The organism is Moorella naiadis (nom. illeg.), from assembly GCF_051020825.1.
In the GTDB taxonomy this organism is placed as follows: Bacteria; Bacillota; DSM-521; order Neomoorellales; family Neomoorellaceae; genus Neomoorella; species Neomoorella naiadis.
The window spans coordinates 26799-45381 of the sequence record NZ_JAXGFQ010000011.1; the positions used below are offsets into that span (position 1 = coordinate 26799).

16 protein-coding genes are annotated in these 18583 nt (G+C 54.3%); 14 read left to right on the plus strand and 2 right to left on the minus strand.

What is annotated here, in order from left to right; all coding sequences use genetic code 11:
* Positions 1–53: 53 nt before the first annotated feature.
* Positions 54–1295, plus strand: a complete 1242-nt coding sequence (locus tag SDD30_RS08825) for a M48 family metallopeptidase (RefSeq protein WP_434074557.1) — start codon at positions 54–56, stop codon at positions 1293–1295.
* Positions 1296–1345: 50 nt separating this feature from the next.
* Here the strand turns inward: SDD30_RS08825 and SDD30_RS08830 are convergent, their stop codons facing one another.
* Both SDD30_RS08830 and dinB read right to left on the minus strand, forming a co-directional pair.
* Complete coding sequence (locus tag SDD30_RS08830) at positions 1346–1642, minus strand: hypothetical protein (protein WP_434074558.1); 297 nt, start codon at positions 1640–1642, stop codon at positions 1346–1348.
* A complete protein-coding gene (gene dinB / locus SDD30_RS08835) occupies positions 1629–2828 on the minus strand; it encodes a DNA polymerase IV (RefSeq protein WP_434074559.1) in 1200 nt (399 codons plus the stop codon). Before dinB ends, SDD30_RS08830 begins: the two co-directional genes overlap by 14 nt.
* Before the next feature lie 473 nt (positions 2829–3301).
* Between dinB and SDD30_RS08840 the strand changes: the two genes are divergently transcribed.
* The 13 genes from SDD30_RS08840 to SDD30_RS08900 all read left to right on the plus strand — a co-directional run bounded on the left by SDD30_RS08840 (position 3302) and on the right by SDD30_RS08900 (position 18575).
* Positions 3302–4048, plus strand: a complete 747-nt coding sequence (locus SDD30_RS08840) for a GntR family transcriptional regulator (RefSeq protein WP_434074560.1) — start codon at positions 3302–3304, stop codon at positions 4046–4048.
* A gap of 273 nt (positions 4049–4321) precedes the next feature.
* Positions 4322–5359 (plus strand): BMP family protein, encoded by a 1038-nt coding sequence (locus SDD30_RS08845; RefSeq protein WP_434074561.1) that lies wholly within the window; start codon positions 4322–4324, stop codon positions 5357–5359.
* A gap of 69 nt (positions 5360–5428) precedes the next feature.
* Positions 5429–6943, plus strand: coding sequence for an ABC transporter ATP-binding protein (locus SDD30_RS08850; RefSeq protein WP_434074562.1), 1515 nt, complete (start codon positions 5429–5431; stop codon positions 6941–6943).
* A 19-nt stretch (positions 6944–6962) separates the two neighbouring features.
* Positions 6963–8060 carry an ABC transporter permease gene (locus tag SDD30_RS08855; protein WP_434074563.1) on the plus strand — a complete coding sequence of 366 codons (1098 nt, stop codon included), beginning with the start codon at positions 6963–6965 and terminating at the stop codon, positions 8058–8060.
* A complete protein-coding gene (locus SDD30_RS08860; RefSeq protein ID WP_434074564.1) occupies positions 8035–8976 on the plus strand; it encodes an ABC transporter permease in 942 nt (313 codons plus the stop codon). The genes SDD30_RS08855 and SDD30_RS08860 overlap by 26 nt, the downstream gene beginning before the upstream one ends.
* A gap of 49 nt (positions 8977–9025) precedes the next feature.
* Positions 9026–9805 carry a class I fructose-bisphosphate aldolase gene (locus SDD30_RS08865; protein ID WP_434074565.1) on the plus strand — a complete coding sequence of 260 codons (780 nt, stop codon included), beginning with the start codon at positions 9026–9028 and terminating at the stop codon, positions 9803–9805.
* Positions 9806–9818: 13 nt separating this feature from the next.
* Positions 9819–10850, plus strand: a complete 1032-nt coding sequence (locus tag SDD30_RS08870) for a zinc-dependent alcohol dehydrogenase (RefSeq protein WP_434074566.1) — start codon at positions 9819–9821, stop codon at positions 10848–10850.
* 276 nt (positions 10851–11126) lie between these two features.
* Positions 11127–12758: a PucR family transcriptional regulator gene (locus SDD30_RS08875; protein ID WP_434074567.1), complete on the plus strand. Its 1632-nt coding sequence runs from the start codon at positions 11127–11129 to the stop codon at positions 12756–12758.
* Positions 12759–12957: 199 nt separating this feature from the next.
* Positions 12958–13635 (plus strand): maleate cis-trans isomerase family protein, encoded by a 678-nt coding sequence (locus SDD30_RS08880; RefSeq protein ID WP_434074568.1) that lies wholly within the window; start codon positions 12958–12960, stop codon positions 13633–13635.
* A 112-nt stretch (positions 13636–13747) separates the two neighbouring features.
* A complete protein-coding gene (locus SDD30_RS08885; protein WP_434074569.1) occupies positions 13748–14902 on the plus strand; it encodes a tRNA-dihydrouridine synthase in 1155 nt (384 codons plus the stop codon).
* Between the two features lie 14 nt (positions 14903–14916).
* Complete coding sequence (locus tag SDD30_RS08890) at positions 14917–15801, plus strand: DUF6282 family protein (RefSeq protein WP_434074570.1); 885 nt, start codon at positions 14917–14919, stop codon at positions 15799–15801.
* 6 nt (positions 15802–15807) lie between these two features.
* The gene (locus SDD30_RS08895) at positions 15808–17592 is read left to right on the plus strand and encodes a molybdopterin cofactor-binding domain-containing protein (RefSeq protein WP_434074571.1); all 1785 of its coding nucleotides are present in this window, start codon (positions 15808–15810) and stop codon (positions 17590–17592) included.
* Positions 17589–18575, plus strand: coding sequence for a xanthine dehydrogenase family protein molybdopterin-binding subunit (locus SDD30_RS08900; RefSeq protein WP_434074572.1), 987 nt, complete (start codon positions 17589–17591; stop codon positions 18573–18575). The genes SDD30_RS08895 and SDD30_RS08900 overlap by 4 nt, the downstream gene beginning before the upstream one ends.
* Positions 18576–18583: the final 8 nt, after the last annotated feature.

Consider the following 18583-nt stretch of genomic DNA (forward strand, 5'->3'; position numbering starts at 1 on the left):
AAGGTTGAGAACGAATAAGATAACAAAAGATGGAGTAGAGGGGGCAAGTAAAAATGAGCGCCAGGGCCGGTATTATCTGGACGACCCTGTTAATCCTGACGGCCGCCTTAAGCCTGGTCTTGATCTTCTTTACCCTCTTTCCGGGGAAGGTACCGGCCGCCGCCTGGCAGTACTTTACGCCGGCCGAGGTAGAAAGGGCGCGGCGTTACCAGCAGATCATGGGCCTGGTAGGCATCCTGGGTTTCCTGGCCAAAACGGCCTTCCTAGTGTGGCTGGTCTCCAGCGCCCGGGCGGAGAACTGGTTGGAAGGGGTCCTGCGCCTGACGGGGGGGCGTTACTACCCGGCCCTGGTTGTCTATTTCGTCCTGATCTGGCTATTACTCAAAGTAGTGGGCCTGCCCTTTAATTTCTACGGCAGCTTCGTCGTCCAGCACCAGTGGGGCCTGGCCACCCAGAGCCTGGCCTCCTGGTGGAGCGATTACCTCAAGGGTTCCGTCCTGGACCTGATCCTCTCCGGGGCCGGGGTACTCCTCCTTTTCTGGGCTACCGGCCGCTGGCCCCGTACCTGGTGGGTAGCCGCCGGCGTCTTTTTATCCGGCTGGCTCTTTGTCTCTACCTTCCTCTGGCCTTTGCTCATCGCACCCCTCTTTAACCGCTTCCAGCCGGTCACCGGAGGTCCGGTAAAAACCATGGTCACCCGCCTGGCCGGCCGGGCCGGCCTGAGGATTGACCAAATCCTGGTTATGGACGCCAGCCGCCGGACCACCACGGCCAACGCCTATTTTACCGGCCTGGGGGCCACCAAGCGCATCGTCCTCTACGACACCCTGGTGAATAATTACCCCCCTGATGAGGTGGAAGCCGTCATTGCCCACGAAATGGCCCACTGGCAGCGGGGCCATATCGTCCGGGGATTGCTCTGGGGCATCCTGGCCAATTTCCTTCTCCTGGGGTTGCTGTATGCCGTCCTGAAGCTGACCTTTACCTATGAAATTGCCCGGCCGGGGCCCTATCCGCCCCAGATCCTGGTGGCTATCCTCCTTTTCCTGCAACTGGTTTCCTTCCTAGGCCAGCCGGTCCAGAATGCCCTCTCCCGCCGCTACGAAGCCGAAGCCGACCGGGTAGCCCTGGGGCTCACCGGCAACCCCGGGGCCATGGTCCGCCTCCAGGTGGACCTGGCCCGGAAAAACCTGGCCGACGTGGCCCCCCCGGCCTTTATTGAATGGCTAACCTATTCCCATCCCGCCACCCTGGAACGAATCCAGGCGGCCGCAGGATACCGGACAAAGCCGTGAATAACCGCCAGGCCAAGCCAGCGGCTGCCGGGGAAGACCCCAGCCAAACTTTATCCTCGCGGGCAATAAAAACCGCAGGCCTGGCTTTCCGGCCGCGCTTTATTGATCGCCTTCACCAGGGCCTCTTTCCCGGCCAGCCAGATAAAGTCAGCGGCCCGGAGTTCCGCCGGCACCCGCCGGGCACCGGTCAGGTAGAGGTCCATGGTGGCCAAACAGGCCGGCCGGGTTTCTTCCCGGCCCAGGATAGGGACGCAAAAGCGGCATCCCTGACAAGTGGCCGCCGCCCGGTCTTTGAGCCCCGGTAGCATCAGCCGATGGCCTTCATATAAAGCGTTAGCCCCGCGCATAAAGCACCCCCGCTCCCGTTAAGGATACCGCTCGGTGAATAACCTGCTCGCCGTAGCGGTTTTTTAATTGATCGCAGACCCGGTCCAGGCGCGCCTGCCTTTCTACCCGGCCGAAGAGGTCCTCCTGGCGCATCGTGGCCGGCACCAGGCCGCCAAGACTCACGCCCACCAACCGTACGGCCCGCCCGGCCGGCCAGTGACGGTGGAGGAGCTCCCGGGCCGCGTTATAGATGGCCGCCGCCGTGTCGGTATAACAGGGCAGTGTATAAGAGCGACCCAACCAGTTAAACTCCTGATCCTTGAGGCTGAGGTTGACCGTCCGGCCCATATAATTGCCCATCCGTACCCGCCGGGCCACCAGTTCGGCCAGCTCCAGCAGAACCACCTCGATTTCCCCATAGCTCCGGTAGTCCCGAGGCAGGGTGATCTGGTGGCCGATGGATTTCACTGTGTCCAGGGAGTGGGGGTCAACGGGGCTGGCGTCCAGGCCGCGGGCGCACTGGTGCAGGATGCGGCCGACCACGCCGAAACGCCGGGCCAGCGCCTCAACCGGGAAACGGGCCAGGTCGCCGATGGTGTGAATACCGAGTTGCGCCAGGTGGGCTTCCATCCGGGGGCCGATGCCGAAGAGTTCCTTCACCGGCAGGGGCCACATTTTGGCCGGGACATTCGGGTAATCCAGGACCGTCAGGCCGTCGGGCTTCTGCATCCCGGCGGCCATTTTGGCCAGGAGTTTGGAGGGCCCCAGGCCGACGCTGGTGGTGATGCCCACCTCGTCCCGGATTCTTTGCTTTAAGCACCTGGCGATGGCCAGGGGCGAACCGTAAATACCGCGGCAACCCCGCACGTCCAGCCAGGCCTCGTCGATGGAAAAGGGCTCCACCAGGGGGGTGAAATCACGCATGATGCGCAAAATACGGGTGGAGAACTCGATGTACAGGTCGTGGCGCGGGGGAATAAAAATGCCCTCCGGGCAGAGGCTGCGCGCCTCCCGGGCGGTCATGCCGGTTTTGATGCCGTAACCCAATTTGGCCTCATAGCTGGCCGCCAGGACGATGCCGTGGCGGGTGGTTTCCCGGCCGGCGACGATTACCGGGCGCCCGCGCAGGGCCGGCTCCAGGGCCTGGTGGACGGAGGCAAAGAAGCTGTTGGCATCGCATAAAAGAATGGGACAGGTGCCTGACATTATTCTCACCCCGAACATATGTTTGAATATATTATACCCCCGTCATTCAGAAGAAACAATAGTTCACATCCGGTAAAAAGTGGTTTCTCCGCACCCTGACGGCATAGCCAGTTACCTTATACCGGCCCGGTGTTACCCCTAAATGCCCTGGTGGTTCCGCCGCCGGTCCGGGAAAGATACATATGGCACAAGGGGGACGGCGAAAGCCAGGCTAATTCTTGTTCAGCCGCAAAGAGAGAAGAGCCAATCGAGGATTGTGCCCCGGGATACATTTAAGTTTTCATGGCTTTAATGTTCGGTTAAAACCTATAAAAGACTTCATCCGGCCGCGCTTTTTCCTTGTAACACTATCTTATTTTATCCTGGGAGTAAAATTAGCTATTAAATAGGATTTGCAGTCACGTTTTTTAATTGTTATTCTATTCATAGTTCAACTTGTATATACCTGTATAAGCATGTATGGGAGTGGCAACGTGGCTGCTATTAATCCGACAGGACCTGTCCCGGTTTATTGCCAGATCAAACAAGACCTGCTAAACCAGATCCTGACCGGCACCTTAAAACCTGACGATCGCGTGCCCTCAGAAACCGACCTGGCCGGCACCTACGCGGTTAGCCGGATGACAGCCCGCCATGCTTTAACTGAACTTGTTAGCGAGGGTTATCTATACCGCGTGCATGGTAAAGGCACCTTTGTTTCCCGGCCTAAGATTGAACGGAGCTATGCCCCGCTGACTGGTTTTATGGACGATATGCGCGCACGCGGTTTCCGTCCCTCCTCCAAGTTGCTCCACCTGGAGCAGGTGGTGCCCGGCCCTGAATTGCGTAATAGGCTTAAATTAGCTCCCACCGAAAAAGTCTACCAGATCAGTCGCCTGCGGTTTGCCAATGCCGAACCCATTGTGATCCAGAATTCCCGGATTCCCTGCCGCCTGTGCCCCGGACTGGAATTCGAGAATTTGGAGGATAATTCCCTGTACTCTATTTTGGAAAACCGTTATGGTTTTCGCCTTTATCAGGCCCAACAACGTCTGGAAGCTACCCAGGCCAATCCCGAACAAGCCCGTTTGCTGGAAGTGCCCCGGTTTAGCCCCTTACTTTATGTCCACCGGTTAAGTTTGCTGGCAGACGGTACCCCTCTGGAATTTGTCGAATCCTGGTACCGGAGTGATCGTTATGCCTTTGAGGTTACCCTTTATAAAGATTGGGGCGGGCAGTAGCGATAAAGGAAAAAGCTGTTGAGCAGGGGGAAAGGGTTATGATCAGTTGATTCCCAAATAAACAAATAACCGCAGAGGTTAAAATACTATACATAATATGCTATAACGTGAACTCCAGATAACTTAAATTTAAGAGTCAGCTGTCAGCTCAGCAATAGCTGTGGCTGATAAAAAACTCCGACAACAGGCCGGAAAGAGGTGAGCGCCTCAAAAAATAACCTAAATGCAAGCAGCGGCATGGGGCAGTAAAATTTTAAGGAGGTAGGTTAAAGAATGGAAAAATGGTTTAAAAGGTTCATTACCGTCGCCCTAATCGCTATTTTGGCCCTGGGGATGGTAGCCTGCGGGGGAAGTAAATCCGGCACCAGCAGCGAGAACAAGGGCGCGCCAAGCGGGGGAGCCGCTCCGGCGGAGAAAAAATTTAAAGTAGCCATGTTGCTTTCCGGTTCCATTAACGACGGCGGTTGGAATACCAATGCCTACAACGGTTTACAAGAAATCCAGCAAAAGCTGGGGGTTGAAACCGCTTTTACCGAAAACGTCAAAAAGAATGACCAGGTCCAAATAATGCGGGAATACGCCCGTAAAGGCTTCGATGTAATCATCGGACACGGCTTTGAATTTTCCGACGCCCTGAAGCAGGTTTCCGAAGAGTATCCCAAGGTAATGTTTGCCGGGGTGGGTACCAATGTCACTGCCCCCGGGGTGGCTTCTTTGCAATTTACCCCGGGAGAGTTAGGCTACCTGGCCGGGATTGTCGCAGCCCACAGCACTAAAGTAAACAAGATCGGCATTGTTACCGCCACCAAAGATCCCACCGGCCAGGTTGAATTTGACAATATTAAAGAGCGGGTCGCGAAGATCAACCCCCAAGCCTCGGTGGTCATTGCTTATACCGGCAGCTGGGATGATGTCAATAAGGCAAAAGAGGCCGCCCTGGCCCAGATAGCCAGCGGCGTAGATGTCATCGTCGCCGATAATGATGCCGGTAATTTGGGAGTAATCCAGGCCGCCCAGGAACAAAAGGATAAAAAGGTTAAGGTCATCGGCTGGACGGGTGACTATTATGATCAAGCTCCCGATGTCATTTTAACCAGTGCCGTCCAAAAAATATCGACATTAATTTTTACCGGAGTCAAGGATTTCAAAGAGGGTAAATTTAAAGGGCAGATCTACCGCTTCGGTTTAAAAGAAAAAGCCCAGTATATGGGTAAATACAGCGACGCCGTACCCCAGTCAGTGAAGGATGAAGTTACCAAAGCCACTGAAGATCTTATTAGTGGTAAAATCAAGCCCATAGGTAACCTGTAATCCAGCTAGTACCATCCGGGCGGGGGCACCCCCCGCCCGGACTAATTTCCCGGGGCGGAGGATTGCATCATGACTGCCATGCTGGAACTAAAGGGTATCTGCAAATCTTTTCCCGGGGTTAAGGCCAATGATCACGTCGACCTGGAAATTTTACCCGGGGAAATCCATGCCCTGCTGGGTGAAAACGGAGCCGGTAAAACAACGCTGATGAATTGTGTCTACGGCCTCTATACCCTTGATGCCGGCCGGATCTTTTGGCAAGGAAAAGAAGTAAAAATCAATACCATGCGCGATGCCATTAATCTTGGTATCGGTATGGTGCACCAGCACTTCATGCTGGTCCACAATCTTACCGTGTTGGAAAATATCATGCTGGGCTTGCCTTCAAAAAGGGAACCCTTTTTAGACCAAAAGCGGGTAGCCGCCGAAATTAAGGAGTTAATGCTGGCCTACGGCCTCCAGGTGGACCTGGAGGCTCAGATCTGGCAATTGCCCGTCGGTGTCCAACAACAAGTGGAAATTTTAAAAGCCCTCTACCGCAAGGCGCAACTTTTAATTCTGGATGAGCCCACGGCAGTCTTGACCCCCCAGGAAGTTAAGGAACTCTTCCGGGTTTTAGGCCAGTTGACGGCCCGGGGCCAGGCCATCATTTTAATCACCCATAAACTTGACGAAGTTATGGCTATCGCCCATCGGGTCACGGTGTTGCGGGACGGCCAGGTGATCCAAACCCTGGCTACCGCAAGCACTGATAAGCAAACCCTGGCCCGCTTAATGGTCGGCCGGGATATCTTCTGGGCTGCTTCCAAAAACCCCGGCAAACCCGGTGCCGTCATCCTGGAAGTAAAAAATTTACAGGCAACCAATAATCGTGGCCTGCCGGCCCTGCGAGGCGTTTCTTTCAATATCCATCGGGGTGAAATCCTGGGCATTGCCGGGGTTGCCGGTAACGGCCAAACGGAGCTGGCGGAAGTCTTGACGGGTTTACGCCGGGCTACCGGCGGCAGCGTGCTGCTATGCGGGCGGGAGATTATCAATTTACCTCCCCGGGCTTTATATAATCTCAACCTGGCTCATATACCGGAAGACCGCCAGCGTACCGGGCTGATACTTGAATTTTCCGTAGCGGAAAATACGATGCTCGGCGTATACTACCGCCGGCCCTTTGCTAAAGGTCTCCGGGTCATGCACGAAAATATCAGGAACCATGCCCGGAGGTTAATTAAAGAATATGACGTCCGCACCCCGGGCATCGACACGAAAACCCGTCTCCTATCTGGAGGTAATCAACAAAAATTGATTCTCGCCCGGGAACTGGAACGCCACCCGGACCTGCTGATTGCCGTCCAGCCAACCCGGGGACTGGATATCGGCGCTACTGAATTTGTCCAGCAGCAAATCCTGACCCAGCGGGAGCGCGGTGCGGCTATCCTTTATATTTCTACTGAACTGGAGGAAATTATGAAATTAAGTGACCGGATTGCTGTCTTTTATGCCGGACAAATCGCCGGGCTCCTGGAGGCAGGACAGGCCGACCCGGAAACCTTAGGCTTAATGATGGCCGGTTCCCGGCATCCGGCATAAAGCAGGGGGCGGAAGGGTAATGAAACTTTTAAAATTCCTGCGGATCTTTGAACGGGAAAGCTGGAGTGCGATCTTTACTCCCATTTTGGGCATCTTTTTCGGTCTGGCCATTGCCGCCCTGTTCATCCGCCAGCAGGGGATAAACCCGCTGGCCGCCTATCGCGAATTATTCCTGGGCGCCTTCGGCGATCTGGATGGCCTTACCTTTACCCTGTTGCGCTTTATTCCTCTATCCTTTACCGGTCTGGCTGTTACCCTGGCTTACCGGTGCGGTGTTTTTAACATCGGTGCCGAAGGCCAGCTTTATGTCGCTGCTTTGGTAGCGACCTGGATAGGTGTAAGCCTGCCGGGTTTGCCGGCGTATATCCACCTGCCCCTGGCCCTCCTGGCGGGAATGGCGGCCGGCGCCGTCTTTGCCTTGATCCCCGGTTACCTGAAGGCAACACGCGATTTTAATGAAATCTTAATTACCATCTTAATGAACTATATCGGCATTTACTTGGTAGGACTGGCAGTAAACACTTTTCTCATGGAACCCAATCAACCGGCCCCCCAGAGCGCTTTAGTAGCTAAAAGTGCCTGGCTGCCGATTATTTTCCCGGGGACTTTCTTACATGCGGGCTTAATTTTAGTATTTATCTTTGCCGGCCTGATTTACTATATCCTCTGGCATTCAACCTGGGGCTATGAGATCCGCAGCGTCGGCCTGAACCGCGAAGCAGCCCTTTACGGGGGGGTGGCGGTCAAGCGGGTCATGATTTTAACTATGGTTGCCAGCGGGGCCCTGGCTTCCTTCGCCGGCAGTTCCGAAATCTTGGGGGTCCAGCATCGCCTGCTGGAAAATTTCATGACCGGTTACGGCTATGATGCCATTGCCGTGGCCCTCTTAGGCGGTTTGCACCCCTTCGGCACCCTCCTGGCGGCCCTCTTTTTCGGTGCCTTGCGTAACGGCGCCAATTCCATGCAGATCGCAGTCGGCGTCCCGGTTGCAATCGTATATATTATTCAAGCTCTGGCGGTTCTAAGTATTATCGGCGTCACTGCAGCCCGCAAAATCTATTTCCAGGGCTGGTTCAAAGGAGGGAAAGTAAATGGCGGTATTCCTGGCAGCAATTAGTTCCGTCGATTTTCTGATTGCCAGCCTGCGTATGACGACACCCCTTTTGCTGGCAGCCATGGGCGGTATTTATTCCGAACGGACCGGTGTTTTAAACATCGCCCTGGAAAGCATGATGCTGATTGGCGCTTTCGGTTCCTTTGTGTGGGGGTATTACTCCGGCAATCCTTACCTCGGCTTGCTGGCAGCAATTTTCCTGGGATTAATTATGGGACTGGTTCATGCCTTCTTTACCGTTACCCTGCGGTGTGACCAGGTGGTGACTGCCGTAGGCGAAAATATATTTGCCCTGGGGGTTACCAGCACCCTCTACCGGACGTTTTTCGGTGTCACTACCCTGCAACCGGAATCCCCCGGCTTACCCCAACTGGCCCTTCCCTATTTGAGCCAACTCCCCGTCCTGGGACCGATACTTTTTAACCATACCATCCTGGTCTATACCGGCTTGCTGATGGTCCCCCTCACCTATCTGGTAATGTTCCGTACTACCTGGGGGCTGAAAATCCGCTCCGTCGGTGAACATCCCCGGGCTGCCGATACCCTGGGGATCAACGTCTATCTGGTCCGTTATACCTGTATTATTATCAGCGGCATCCTGGCCTCCCTGGGGGGAGCCAGCCTGACCGTCGGCGGCCTCAGATATTTTCAGGAAAACATGACCGCCGGTCGCGGTTTTATTGCCTTCGCCGCCATAATCTTTGGTCGCTATAACCCGGTGGGTACTTTTATCGCCACCTTACTCTTCGGCGTTACCGATGCTTTCCAGTTACGCATGCAGGCCATGGGGGTGCCGCTTCCCCACCATATCTTCTTGATGTTGCCTTACATTGTTACTTTGCTGGCTTTAATCTTCCTGGTAGGGCCCTCCATCGTACCCCGGGCCCAGGGTATCCCTTATGTCCGGTATGAACGCTAAAATTTAACTGGCCTATTTAACGTACCGGTTGTTGAGGAGGAAAAACTAGATGCTTAAAACTCGTCGCCTGCAACACTTATTTCAACCCGATGGCCGGGTGTTTATCGTCGCCATGGATCACGGCACCAATGCCGGTGCCCCGCCAGGACTGGAGCACCCCGGGGAAACCATTGCCCGCATAGCTGCCGGCGGCGCCGACGCTGTTATCGTTAATTACGGCGTCGCCCGGCAGTTCGCCCGGGATCTGGTCGGGTTAGGACTTATCCTCCGCCTGGATCTGGCGCCGACAATACTGGGCCAGGGTCACTCCAGTCGTTTGATTTACGGGGTAGAAGAGGCTCTCCGCCTGGATGCTGATGCTGTAATTGTCAATGCCGGTCCTGGTGCCGGCGTCGAGGAAACCACCCTCCCGCAACTGGCGGCTATGGCCCGCCAGGCCGATGCCTGGGGCCTGCCTGTAGTAGGGGAGATCTCCCCCGGGGGTTTTGATAGCGACCCGGGTATACGCACCCTGGCCAATATCCAGTTAGGGGCCCGAATTGCCAGCGAGCTGGGGGTGGATATCATCAAGACTATTTATCATCCGGGTTTTCAGGCGGTGACGGCGACCAGCTTTGTACCGGTTGTTGTCCTGGGAGGAGCCAAAACCAGTGACGAACGGGCATTGTTGACCGCAATTAGGGAAGCCCTGGAGGCTGGTGCCGCCGGCGTAGCCATCGGCCGTAATGTTTGGGGCCATCCTCGCCCGGAAAAAATGGCCGCCGCCCTGGCAGCCATGATTCACAGAAATGCCTCTGTTGAAGATGCGCTGGCTATTATCTACAGTTAAGGGAGAGGTTAAAATGATACGCGCAGTAATGGTTGCCCCCGGGGCCATTGAATTACAGGAAGTACCAGTCAGGGATCCCGGCCCCAACGAAGTCCTGGTCAAAGTTAAGGCCTGTGGTATCTGCACCTGGGAACAACGATTCTACCGGGGTATTGAAGGTATTTATCCCTTCCTGGGAGGGCACGAAATCGCCGGCGAGGTAGTATCCGTGGGGGGGCAGGTGGCCGAAAAACTCTATCCCGGTCAAAAGGTCGCTGTAGCCAGCCTGACCCGTTGCGGTGAATGCTACTATTGCCGGCGGGGTTTAGATCACTTGTGTGCCAATGCCGGCGAAAAATCAACGCCGGGGGAGTATTGGGGTCCGGCCGGGTTCGCCGAGTATATTATAGCTAGGGGTTATGAGGTTTACCCTTTAGATGATACTGCGGATCCGGTTCAGGCTACCTTCGCTGAACCCCTGGCTTGTGTAACTAAAAGCATCAACCGGGGCAACCTGCGTTTTGGGGATACGGCAGTCATCCTGGGGGCCGGCGTCATGGGGCTGTTGCATTTAAAATTGGCCCGGCTGAGGGGGGCCCGGGTAATCATCAGCGAGCCTGATGCCGCCCGGAGGGAAAAGGCTTTACACCTCGGCGCCATAGCCGCCATTGACCCGCGTCATGAAGACCTCCCTGGCAAGGTTAAAGAACTAACCTCCGGCCGGGGTGCGGAAGCAGTCTTCTTTACAGCCGGAGGGACCCCGGCCCTGGCCGAAGGTACAAAGCTCCTGGTTAAAGGCGGTACCCTGGTGGTCTACGGTTCCATCCACCCGGCAGTACCGCTGGATCTCAACCCCAATGATCTCCACTACGATGAATATACCCTGACTGGTTCTATCCGCCATGATAAAGAGAGCTTCCGCCAGGCGACGGCCCTTTTAGCCGCCGGAATTGTTGACGTCAGGGATCTCATTAGTGCCTGTTTCCCTTTCACAGAAATAGATGCCGCCTTTAAAGAAGCAATTCGCCCGGAAACCTTCCGGGTAGTCCTAACCTTCTTGACATAGCGGCTACAGGAGTGTATCTTAAAATAAAAACCAAAGGCTAAGCGAAGGCGCTTGCGACGGAAGGGAGATCAATCCTTTCCGCGGGGCGCTTTTTCTTTGTAAACTTTTTTGTCGCAATCCCTTTTGTTACAGCTTCCCCGGCATCCTGGGAGTATGGTTTCGGAGATCATCTTAACACGGACATGCTTGTATAAATACGTCCTGCAAAAGGACTTCCTGCAAACAATGGCGAATATTGATTCTAATAGCGAAGGTTTTCAGACTGGAGTGGTAACCATGCCCCTGACCGTGAGTCAAGCCTTACAAATTGGCCCTTTGCGCCGGGCCAGGGTCGTTGCCGGCGTCCACAACCTGGAAAGGGAAATAACCTTCGTCAATATCATGGAAGTTCCGGAAGTGACCCGTTGGATGAAAGGGGGCGAATTGTTACTTACGGCCGGTTTTGCCCTCAAGGATAATCCCGAACTACGCAAACGAATTATCTACGACCTGGTCGGTAAGGGGGTAACTGCCTTTGCCATCAAACCCGGCCAGTACCTTCAGGATATCCCTGCCGATATGATCGAACACGCCAACCAGGCAGGCCTACCCCTGCTGGAATTGCCTCCTGACGTCCCTTACATGGATATCATGTTGCCCATCTTTGAGTTGTTAATGAATGAGCAACTCTACCGCCGCCAGCGTTCCCAGGAGATTCACGATCTCCTGATTAACGTTATCCTGGGCGGCAGCGGTCTACCAGGGATCTGTAAGGCCCTGGCCCAGTTCACGACCAACCCCGTCTTTATCTTTTGCTGCGGTACTTGCCTGGGGGCCGGTTACCCGCCCCTCACCAACGGTCAAATACTGCCTGCCTGGGGTGACACGCTGGCCAACATTTTCCGTGAGATCCCGGAAGAGATAAGAAGCTTATCTCCCCACCGGGCGGCCCGCCTGCGGTTGAACCCTGAATGGCCTGCCTGCGTTATTGTACCCGTAGCTACCCAGGAGACAATAGACGGTTACCTGGTAATTAGCGAAAGCAACCGTCCTTTAAATGATATCGAGATCCGGGGCCTTGAAACCGGAGCCGCCATCGTCGCCCTGGAGTTTACCAAACAAAGGGCGGTTGCCGAAACTGAGATTCGCCTGGGAAGTGAACTCCTGGATGAGTTGCTCCAGGGAAAAATAGATCATCCGGAGAATATTATCAAGCGCGCCGCCCATCTAGGGATTAATTTAACCGGCCAGCTGGCAGTTTTCATAATTGGTTTTGCTAGCGACAATCAGGCGGCAGGATACCACGTCGATGTCCATTCCGAGATTATCCACCTCCTACGGGCCCACTTTGGCCAGCACCCCGGGGGAATCCTGCTCCAAAGCAAAGGCGTTCAGGTCATCGGCCTGTTGCGTTATTGCTCCGGTACTGGGAAAGAGGTGCCGGGAATTTTACAGGAAATCCTGGCTACGACCACCTCTCGCTACCTCAAAGCCAGGCTGCGGGCGGGTATTGGCCGGGCTTACGAAGGCTTACCCCAAATTAAAACCTCCTATGAAGAAGCCCGGTTGGCCCTGAAGGTAGCCTGGCAGGCCGATTCGCTTGGACCGGTTTCCTTTGCCGAATTAGGGCCCCTGCGCATCTTGTTCAGTGTCAAGGATTTACCCCAGGCAAAAGATTTCTGTCGCGAGTATATCGGCAGACTAAGGGATTACGATAGCCAGAACAAAACCGACCTGGTAGCGACTTTGATTGGCTACCTGAATAACGACGGCAACCTGCGTAAAACCGCCCAGGCTTTATTTGTCCATAAAAACTCCGTTATCTACCGGGTTAAAAAAATCGAGGAGATTACCGGCTTGAATCTCAGTAGTGCCGAAGCTCGTTTTTTACTAATGCTGGCCGCAAAATTGTCCCAGCTAACTTTTTGAGCTGCGAAAAAGCTTAAATAACACCAGCCTATGTTATAATAGAGCTAGTAAAGCAGCGTAGTTTACGCGGGTAAGGAAGCCCCCGCTGGCGAATAGTCCAGCCGGGGCTTTTTATATTTGTAACCCTGGTCCAAAGGGAGAGCTGCCTGAACGCCGAATACCTTTGCATGTAAAGATAAAAAGGCAAGGGGGCCTAAAAATGCAGCAGCGTCTCGGTTTAATCGTCCCATCCTCCAACTCGGTTATGGAAGTAGATTTTTACCGCCATTTACCCAACAGTATCACCCTCCACGTAGCGCGCATGTATTTAAGGGATACAACTATAGCCGGAGAAGAGGAGATGCTCGATAGCCATTTTCCCGTTGCCCTGCGGGACTTAGCCACTGTTGAACCCCAGGCTATTGTTTTCGGCTGCACCTCAGCCGGGGCTCTGCGGGGTAATGCTTATGATACCGAACTCTGTCGGCGCATCAGCGATACCGCCCGCTGCCCGGCCATCAGTACGGTGGCCAGCGTTAGGGAGAGCTTAAAAAAGAGGGGTATGCAGCGAGTGGCGGTTGTAACCCCCTATATTGAAAGCTTAAATGAGCGTATCCAGACCAGCCTGGAAGCCGATGGCCTCGAAGTAGTCTTAATTGCCGGTTTGGGCATCCATTATAACTTTGCCATCGCCGGTGTCTCCCCGGAGGAAATCCTCTCCTTTACCCTGAAGACCATTGAAGGACAAAAAGTTGATGGCCTCTTCCTTTCCTGTACCAATTTTCATGCCCTAGATGTCCGGGATCGCTTGGAGTATCTGACCGGGCTGCCAGTAGTCACCAGCAACCAAGCGGCCCTGGAGCAAGCCCTTATGGTTTTGGAGCATAAGGAAGCGTAAGGTATAAAATAAGAACTTCAATCTTGTTCCTTTGGTCTAAAGGCTTTCTTACTTGCAGAACGAATCTAGATAATAAACTAATATTGGCAACAGCGCAAAGAGGTGCATCGATGTGGCAGATCTTCAAGTAAACTTTGCTGGAATAACCTTCCGTAATCCCCTGGTACTGGCTTCCGCCACCCCCGGTTGGGATGGCCTCCGGTTAAAAGAAGCCGGCCAGGCCGGTTTTGGCGCCGTCATACCCAAAACCATCGGGCCCATCCAGGATTGGGCTGTTCATCCCCGTAACGGCCGCCTCTTCCTCTACCGGGTCGGCAACCGCCCTATTGGCATGGTTAATTTGGAGCTCTTTACCACCAAAACCCGTGATGAATGGATTGCCCGGGATCTGGCCGTGGCGCGAGAGGGAGGGGCTAAAATCTGCGCCAGCATCCTGGCTATGCCGGAACCGGAACAAACCGCCGAACTGGCCCAACAGGTAGAAGCCACCAGCCTGGCGGATCTCTTTGAATTAAATGTCTCCTGCCCCATGCCGGCAGCAACAGTGGGCATGCATATAGGTAAAAACCCGGAGCTGACTTTCCGCCAAGTCAGAGCCGCCAAAAGGGCACTCAAATTGCCATTATCCGTAAAACTAACGCCCAACGTCGCCGATATGGTGGAAATCGCCCGGGCGGCTGTCGAGGCTGGGGTCGATGCCATCACCATTAGCAATTCCATCCGCTCCTTTGCCGGCGTGGATATAGAAACCGGGCGACCGCATCTGCGCGGTTACGGCGGTTATACCGGCCCGGCCATTAAGCCCATTATCATGCGGCACTTTTCCGAAGTCGCCCGGGCAGTAAAAGTCCCCCTTGCCGCTGTAGGAGGCATAACCAGTTGGCGTGAAGTTGTCGAGTATATCATGTTGGGAGCGACTACCGTCCAGGTAGCGACAACAGTTATGTGGGACGGCCTGGGTAAAGTCGAGAAGATCCTGCGCGGCTTGGAAGAATTTATGGAACGTAAGGGTTATAAATCTATTGATGATTTCCGGGGTATAACTCTCCCCTATATCAAGACGGTAGAAGAACTGGCCCAGGAGCCCCCGCGTTTTGCTACCATCAATATGAGTCTTTGTAAAAACTGCGATATCTGCAGCCGGGTATGCTTCTACGGCGCTATCCACCAGGAAGAAGGCCGGACTTGGGCTGATAGAAACGCCTGCGATGGATGCGGTCTCTGCGCCCAGTGGTGCCCGGCTGGAGCCATCGAACTAAAAGAATAGTAGGGGGCTAAAAAATGCTTGTCGATTTGCAAGGGGCCATTGATCTCCATGTTCATACCCATCCCTGTCTTTTTCCCCGGATCTGTGATGATTATACCGCTGTACAGGCTGCCGCTGGAGCGGGGATGGGGGGGATGGTACTGAAGTGCCACCACGAGAGCACCGTCTCCCGGGCCAGGGAGGTCTCCCGGCAGGTGGAAGGGTTTCAGGTTTTCGGCGGCATCGTCCTCAATACTTACGTCGGCGGCATTAACCCGGCCGCGGTGGAAGCGGCCCTGAAAATGGGCGGCAAAGTCGTCTGGATGCCCACCATCGACGCCGATTACCATGCCCGCATCCACGGTTCCCGGGGTAAGTATGATGTTCAGGAGGGGGGAAATACCGGCGGGGAAGAGGAAATAGCGGGAATTTCCATATTCGATAGCGAAAATAATCTTACCGGTAATACCCGGGAGGTCTTAAAACTCGTCGCCAGTTACGGCGCTATCTTAGGTACCTGCCACCTGGCGCCGGAGGAGATCTTGGCCCTGGTACAGGCGGCACGGTCGGAAGGTGTAGAAAAGATCCTTATTACCCATCCCTTTTTCAAGGTCCCGAAATTATCGGTAGCGCAACTAAAGGAGCTTGTCGCTCTGGGGGCTACGGCAGAATTCGGCTACTGCACTGTTTCGCCTATGTGGCATTACGCCACCATCGAGGAAGTCTTTGCCGCCATCAAAATTATCGGCGTGGAACACACCGTTTTAATTAGCGATGCCGGTCAGAGGCATAATCCCCTGCCTCACGAGTCCTTACGGGTTTTCGCCCAGTGCTTATTCGAAAAGGGGTTGACCGAGGAAGAAATCCGCCAGCTGGTAGTCAAAAAACCGGCAGAGCTGCTGGGGATAGAAGCGAGGTGAGGTTTAATGTCCCGTCAACAGGTGAGCCTGACAGTCAATGGCCAACCCGTAACAGCTACTGTAGATTCCGACCTTACTTTGCTGCGCTTTCTGCGGGAACATTTAAGGTTAACCGGAACTAAGGAGGGTTGCGGCCAGGGCGAATGTGGCGCTTGCACCGTTTTAGTTAACAACCAGGCTGTTAATTCCTGCCTTGTTCCTGTGATAGCCGTAGACGGCTGTGCAATAGTCACCATTGAAGGCCTGGCCCCAAACGGCGAACTCGATGCGCTGCAGCAGGCTTTTATTGACGAGGGCGCCATCCAGTGCGGTTTCTGCACCCCTGGGGCGATTATGTCTGCTAAAGCATTACTATTAACAAACCCTCATCCCACAGAAGAAGAAATCCGGGAGGCATTAGCAGGAAATCTCTGCCGCTGTACTGGTTATCAAAAAATAGTACGAGCGGTTAAGGCTGCTTCCGGGCAGGTTCCCCCTATTGATGAAATAACAACCTCGGAAGGATTCAGCGTTATTGGCCGGAAGGTCCGGCGCCGGGATGCTAGCGATAAGGCTACCGGTAAAGCGCTCTATACTGATGATCTCTCTTTACCTGGAATGCTTTACGGCCGGGCCCTCCGTAGCGCTCACGCCCATGCCTTGATTAAGGGTATTGATTGTACGAAAGCCAGAGAGTCGGCGGGTGTCGTTGCCGTCCTCACGGCCAAAGATATCCCGGGTATAAACCGTTATGGCCTCGTCTACCTGGACCAACCGGTTCTGGCCGATGAGAAAGTACGTTGCTATGGCGATGCTGTAGCCCTAGTAGTGGCTGAAAGTGAGTCGGCAGCTGAAGCGGCTCTCCAGCTCATCCAAGTTGATTATGAAGAATTACCTGGCGTTTTCTCCCCCGAAGAGGGATTACAAGCGGGCGCACCTCTGGTTCACGAAAAAGGCAACCTGGTTCAGCATACAAAAGTAAGGAAAGGTGATATTGACTCCGGCTTCAGCCAGTGTGACGTAATCGTCGAAAATACCTTCCACACCCAGTGCGTCGAGCATGCTTACCTGGAACCGGAATGTAGCGTAGCGGCAGTAGATCACCAGGGTAACCTTACTGTTTGGACCCAAACCCAGTATGTCTTTCGCGACCGGCGGCAAATAGCTCCTGTTTTAAGCCTGCCGGTTAACAGAGTAAGGGTAATCCAAATGACTACTGGGGGCGGCTTTGGCGGCAAAGACGATATCACCACAGAGATCCTGGCGAGCCTGGCTGCTTTAAAAACAGGCCGGCCTGTAAAGGTCCGTTTTACTCGCGAAGAATCCATGCGCGCAACAACCAAGCGTCACCCTATGGTTATCAAAGAAGCCCGTCTGGGAGCAAGTAAAGAGGGGAAATTCTTGGCTCTAGAAGGAGAAGTTTTCGGTGACACGGGGGCCTATGTTTCCCTTGGCGTTTATGTCGTCAAAAAAGCCGGCCTACACCTGAGCGGTCCCTACTACATCCCCAATATCAAAGTAGATACCTATACCGTTTACACCAACAACCCGCCCTCAGGTGCCATGCGCGGTTTTGGGGTGGTCCAGGCCGCCTTCGCCCACGAATCTTTAATAGATGCTTTAGCGGCACGTTTAAATATGGATCCCTGGGAAATCAGATATAAAAACGCCCTGGCGCCCGGGTTGAGTACCGGTACCGGCCATGTATTGCAACATAGTATTGGTATAAAAGCAACCCTTGCCGAGGTTAAAAAATACCTGGAAACCCATCCTTGGGAAGCTCCTGGCAAGGCAGGTGAAGGTGCAAGATGAAAAAACGGGGTATCGGTTATGGTTGCATGATGTATGCCATTGGATACGGTTTCGGGCGACCGGATGCTTCCGCAGCTTCCGTCGAAATAGGCGAAGATGGTACTGTTACGGTATTAAGCGGTTGCGCCGAAATAGGCCAGGGTTCTACAGAAATGATCGCCCTCATCGCTGCTGAGGAGTTAGGCATCCTCCCGGAAGATGTCATGGTTTTAACCTCTGATACTGCTACTACTCCGGATGCCGGTCCCAGTACGGCCAGCCGGCAAACCTATGTTACGGGCAATGCCGTTAAGAAGGCGGCCGGCGAACTGAAGCGGAGCCTCCTTATGGGTGCAGCCGAACTCCTCGGGGTTGAACCCGAGGGGATTACCTTCAAAAAAAGAGGAGTATATTACACCGGCGAAAAAACCGGCTTAACCATGGCCGATGTGGCCAGCCATTGCCGGCGTACAGGCAAACAATTTATGGGTTGGGGCTGGTTCAATAATACCACTCCCGATGTCGACCCGGAAACCAACCAGGGGGACGCCTATGCATCCTATACTTTCGCTACCCAGGCGGTGGAAGTTGAAGTCGATACCGACACTGGTGAGGTCACCGTACTGCGGGTAGTTGCCGCCCACGATGTCGGCCGGGCCATCAACCCCCTGGCCATTGAAGGGCAAATCGAAGGCGGGGTGGCCATGGGTCTGGGTTACGCCTTAATTGAAGAAGTAATTCTCGATAAAGGTAGACCGCTGACTCCTACCTTTGCCGAGTATCTACTACCTACAGCTAAAGACGTGCCTCCCATTGTAAGTTTAATTGTTGAAGAAGCGGAACCTACCGGTCCCTTTGGCGCCAAGGGTGTCGGCGAACCCGCTACTATACCTACAGCGCCAGCCATTATCAATGCCATTTATAATGCCGTGGGGATTAGAATTACGGAATTGCCGGCTACGCCCGAAAAAATTCGCCAGCTACTAAAGGAAAAAGGGTTTTGATGAGGGGG

Excerpts from the sequence above, each read along its gene's own strand:
- SDD30_RS08855 (WP_434074563.1), top strand. The coding sequence starts at position 6,963 with ATGAAACTTTTAAAATTCCTGCGGATCTTTGAACGGGAAAGCTGGAGT.
- SDD30_RS08895 (WP_434074571.1), top strand. The coding sequence starts at position 15,808 with ATGTCCCGTCAACAGGTGAGCCTGACAGTCAATGGCCAACCCGTAACA.
- SDD30_RS08875 (WP_434074567.1), top strand. The coding sequence starts at position 11,127 with ATGCCCCTGACCGTGAGTCAAGCCTTACAAATTGGCCCTTTGCGCCGG.
- SDD30_RS08860 (WP_434074564.1), top strand. The coding sequence starts at position 8,035 with ATGGCGGTATTCCTGGCAGCAATTAGTTCCGTCGATTTTCTGATTGCC.
- SDD30_RS08890 (WP_434074570.1), top strand. The coding sequence starts at position 14,917 with ATGCTTGTCGATTTGCAAGGGGCCATTGATCTCCATGTTCATACCCAT.
- SDD30_RS08830 (WP_434074558.1), bottom strand. The coding sequence starts at position 1,642 with ATGCGCGGGGCTAACGCTTTATATGAAGGCCATCGGCTGATGCTACCG.
- SDD30_RS08880 (WP_434074568.1), top strand. The coding sequence starts at position 12,958 with ATGCAGCAGCGTCTCGGTTTAATCGTCCCATCCTCCAACTCGGTTATG.
- SDD30_RS08825 (WP_434074557.1), top strand. The coding sequence starts at position 54 with ATGAGCGCCAGGGCCGGTATTATCTGGACGACCCTGTTAATCCTGACG.
- dinB (WP_434074559.1), bottom strand. The coding sequence starts at position 2,828 with ATGTCAGGCACCTGTCCCATTCTTTTATGCGATGCCAACAGCTTCTTT.
- SDD30_RS08900 (WP_434074572.1), top strand. The coding sequence starts at position 17,589 with ATGAAAAAACGGGGTATCGGTTATGGTTGCATGATGTATGCCATTGGA.
- SDD30_RS08865 (WP_434074565.1), top strand. The coding sequence starts at position 9,026 with ATGCTTAAAACTCGTCGCCTGCAACACTTATTTCAACCCGATGGCCGG.
- SDD30_RS08845 (WP_434074561.1), top strand. The coding sequence starts at position 4,322 with ATGGAAAAATGGTTTAAAAGGTTCATTACCGTCGCCCTAATCGCTATT.
- SDD30_RS08850 (WP_434074562.1), top strand. The coding sequence starts at position 5,429 with ATGACTGCCATGCTGGAACTAAAGGGTATCTGCAAATCTTTTCCCGGG.
- SDD30_RS08870 (WP_434074566.1), top strand. The coding sequence starts at position 9,819 with ATGATACGCGCAGTAATGGTTGCCCCCGGGGCCATTGAATTACAGGAA.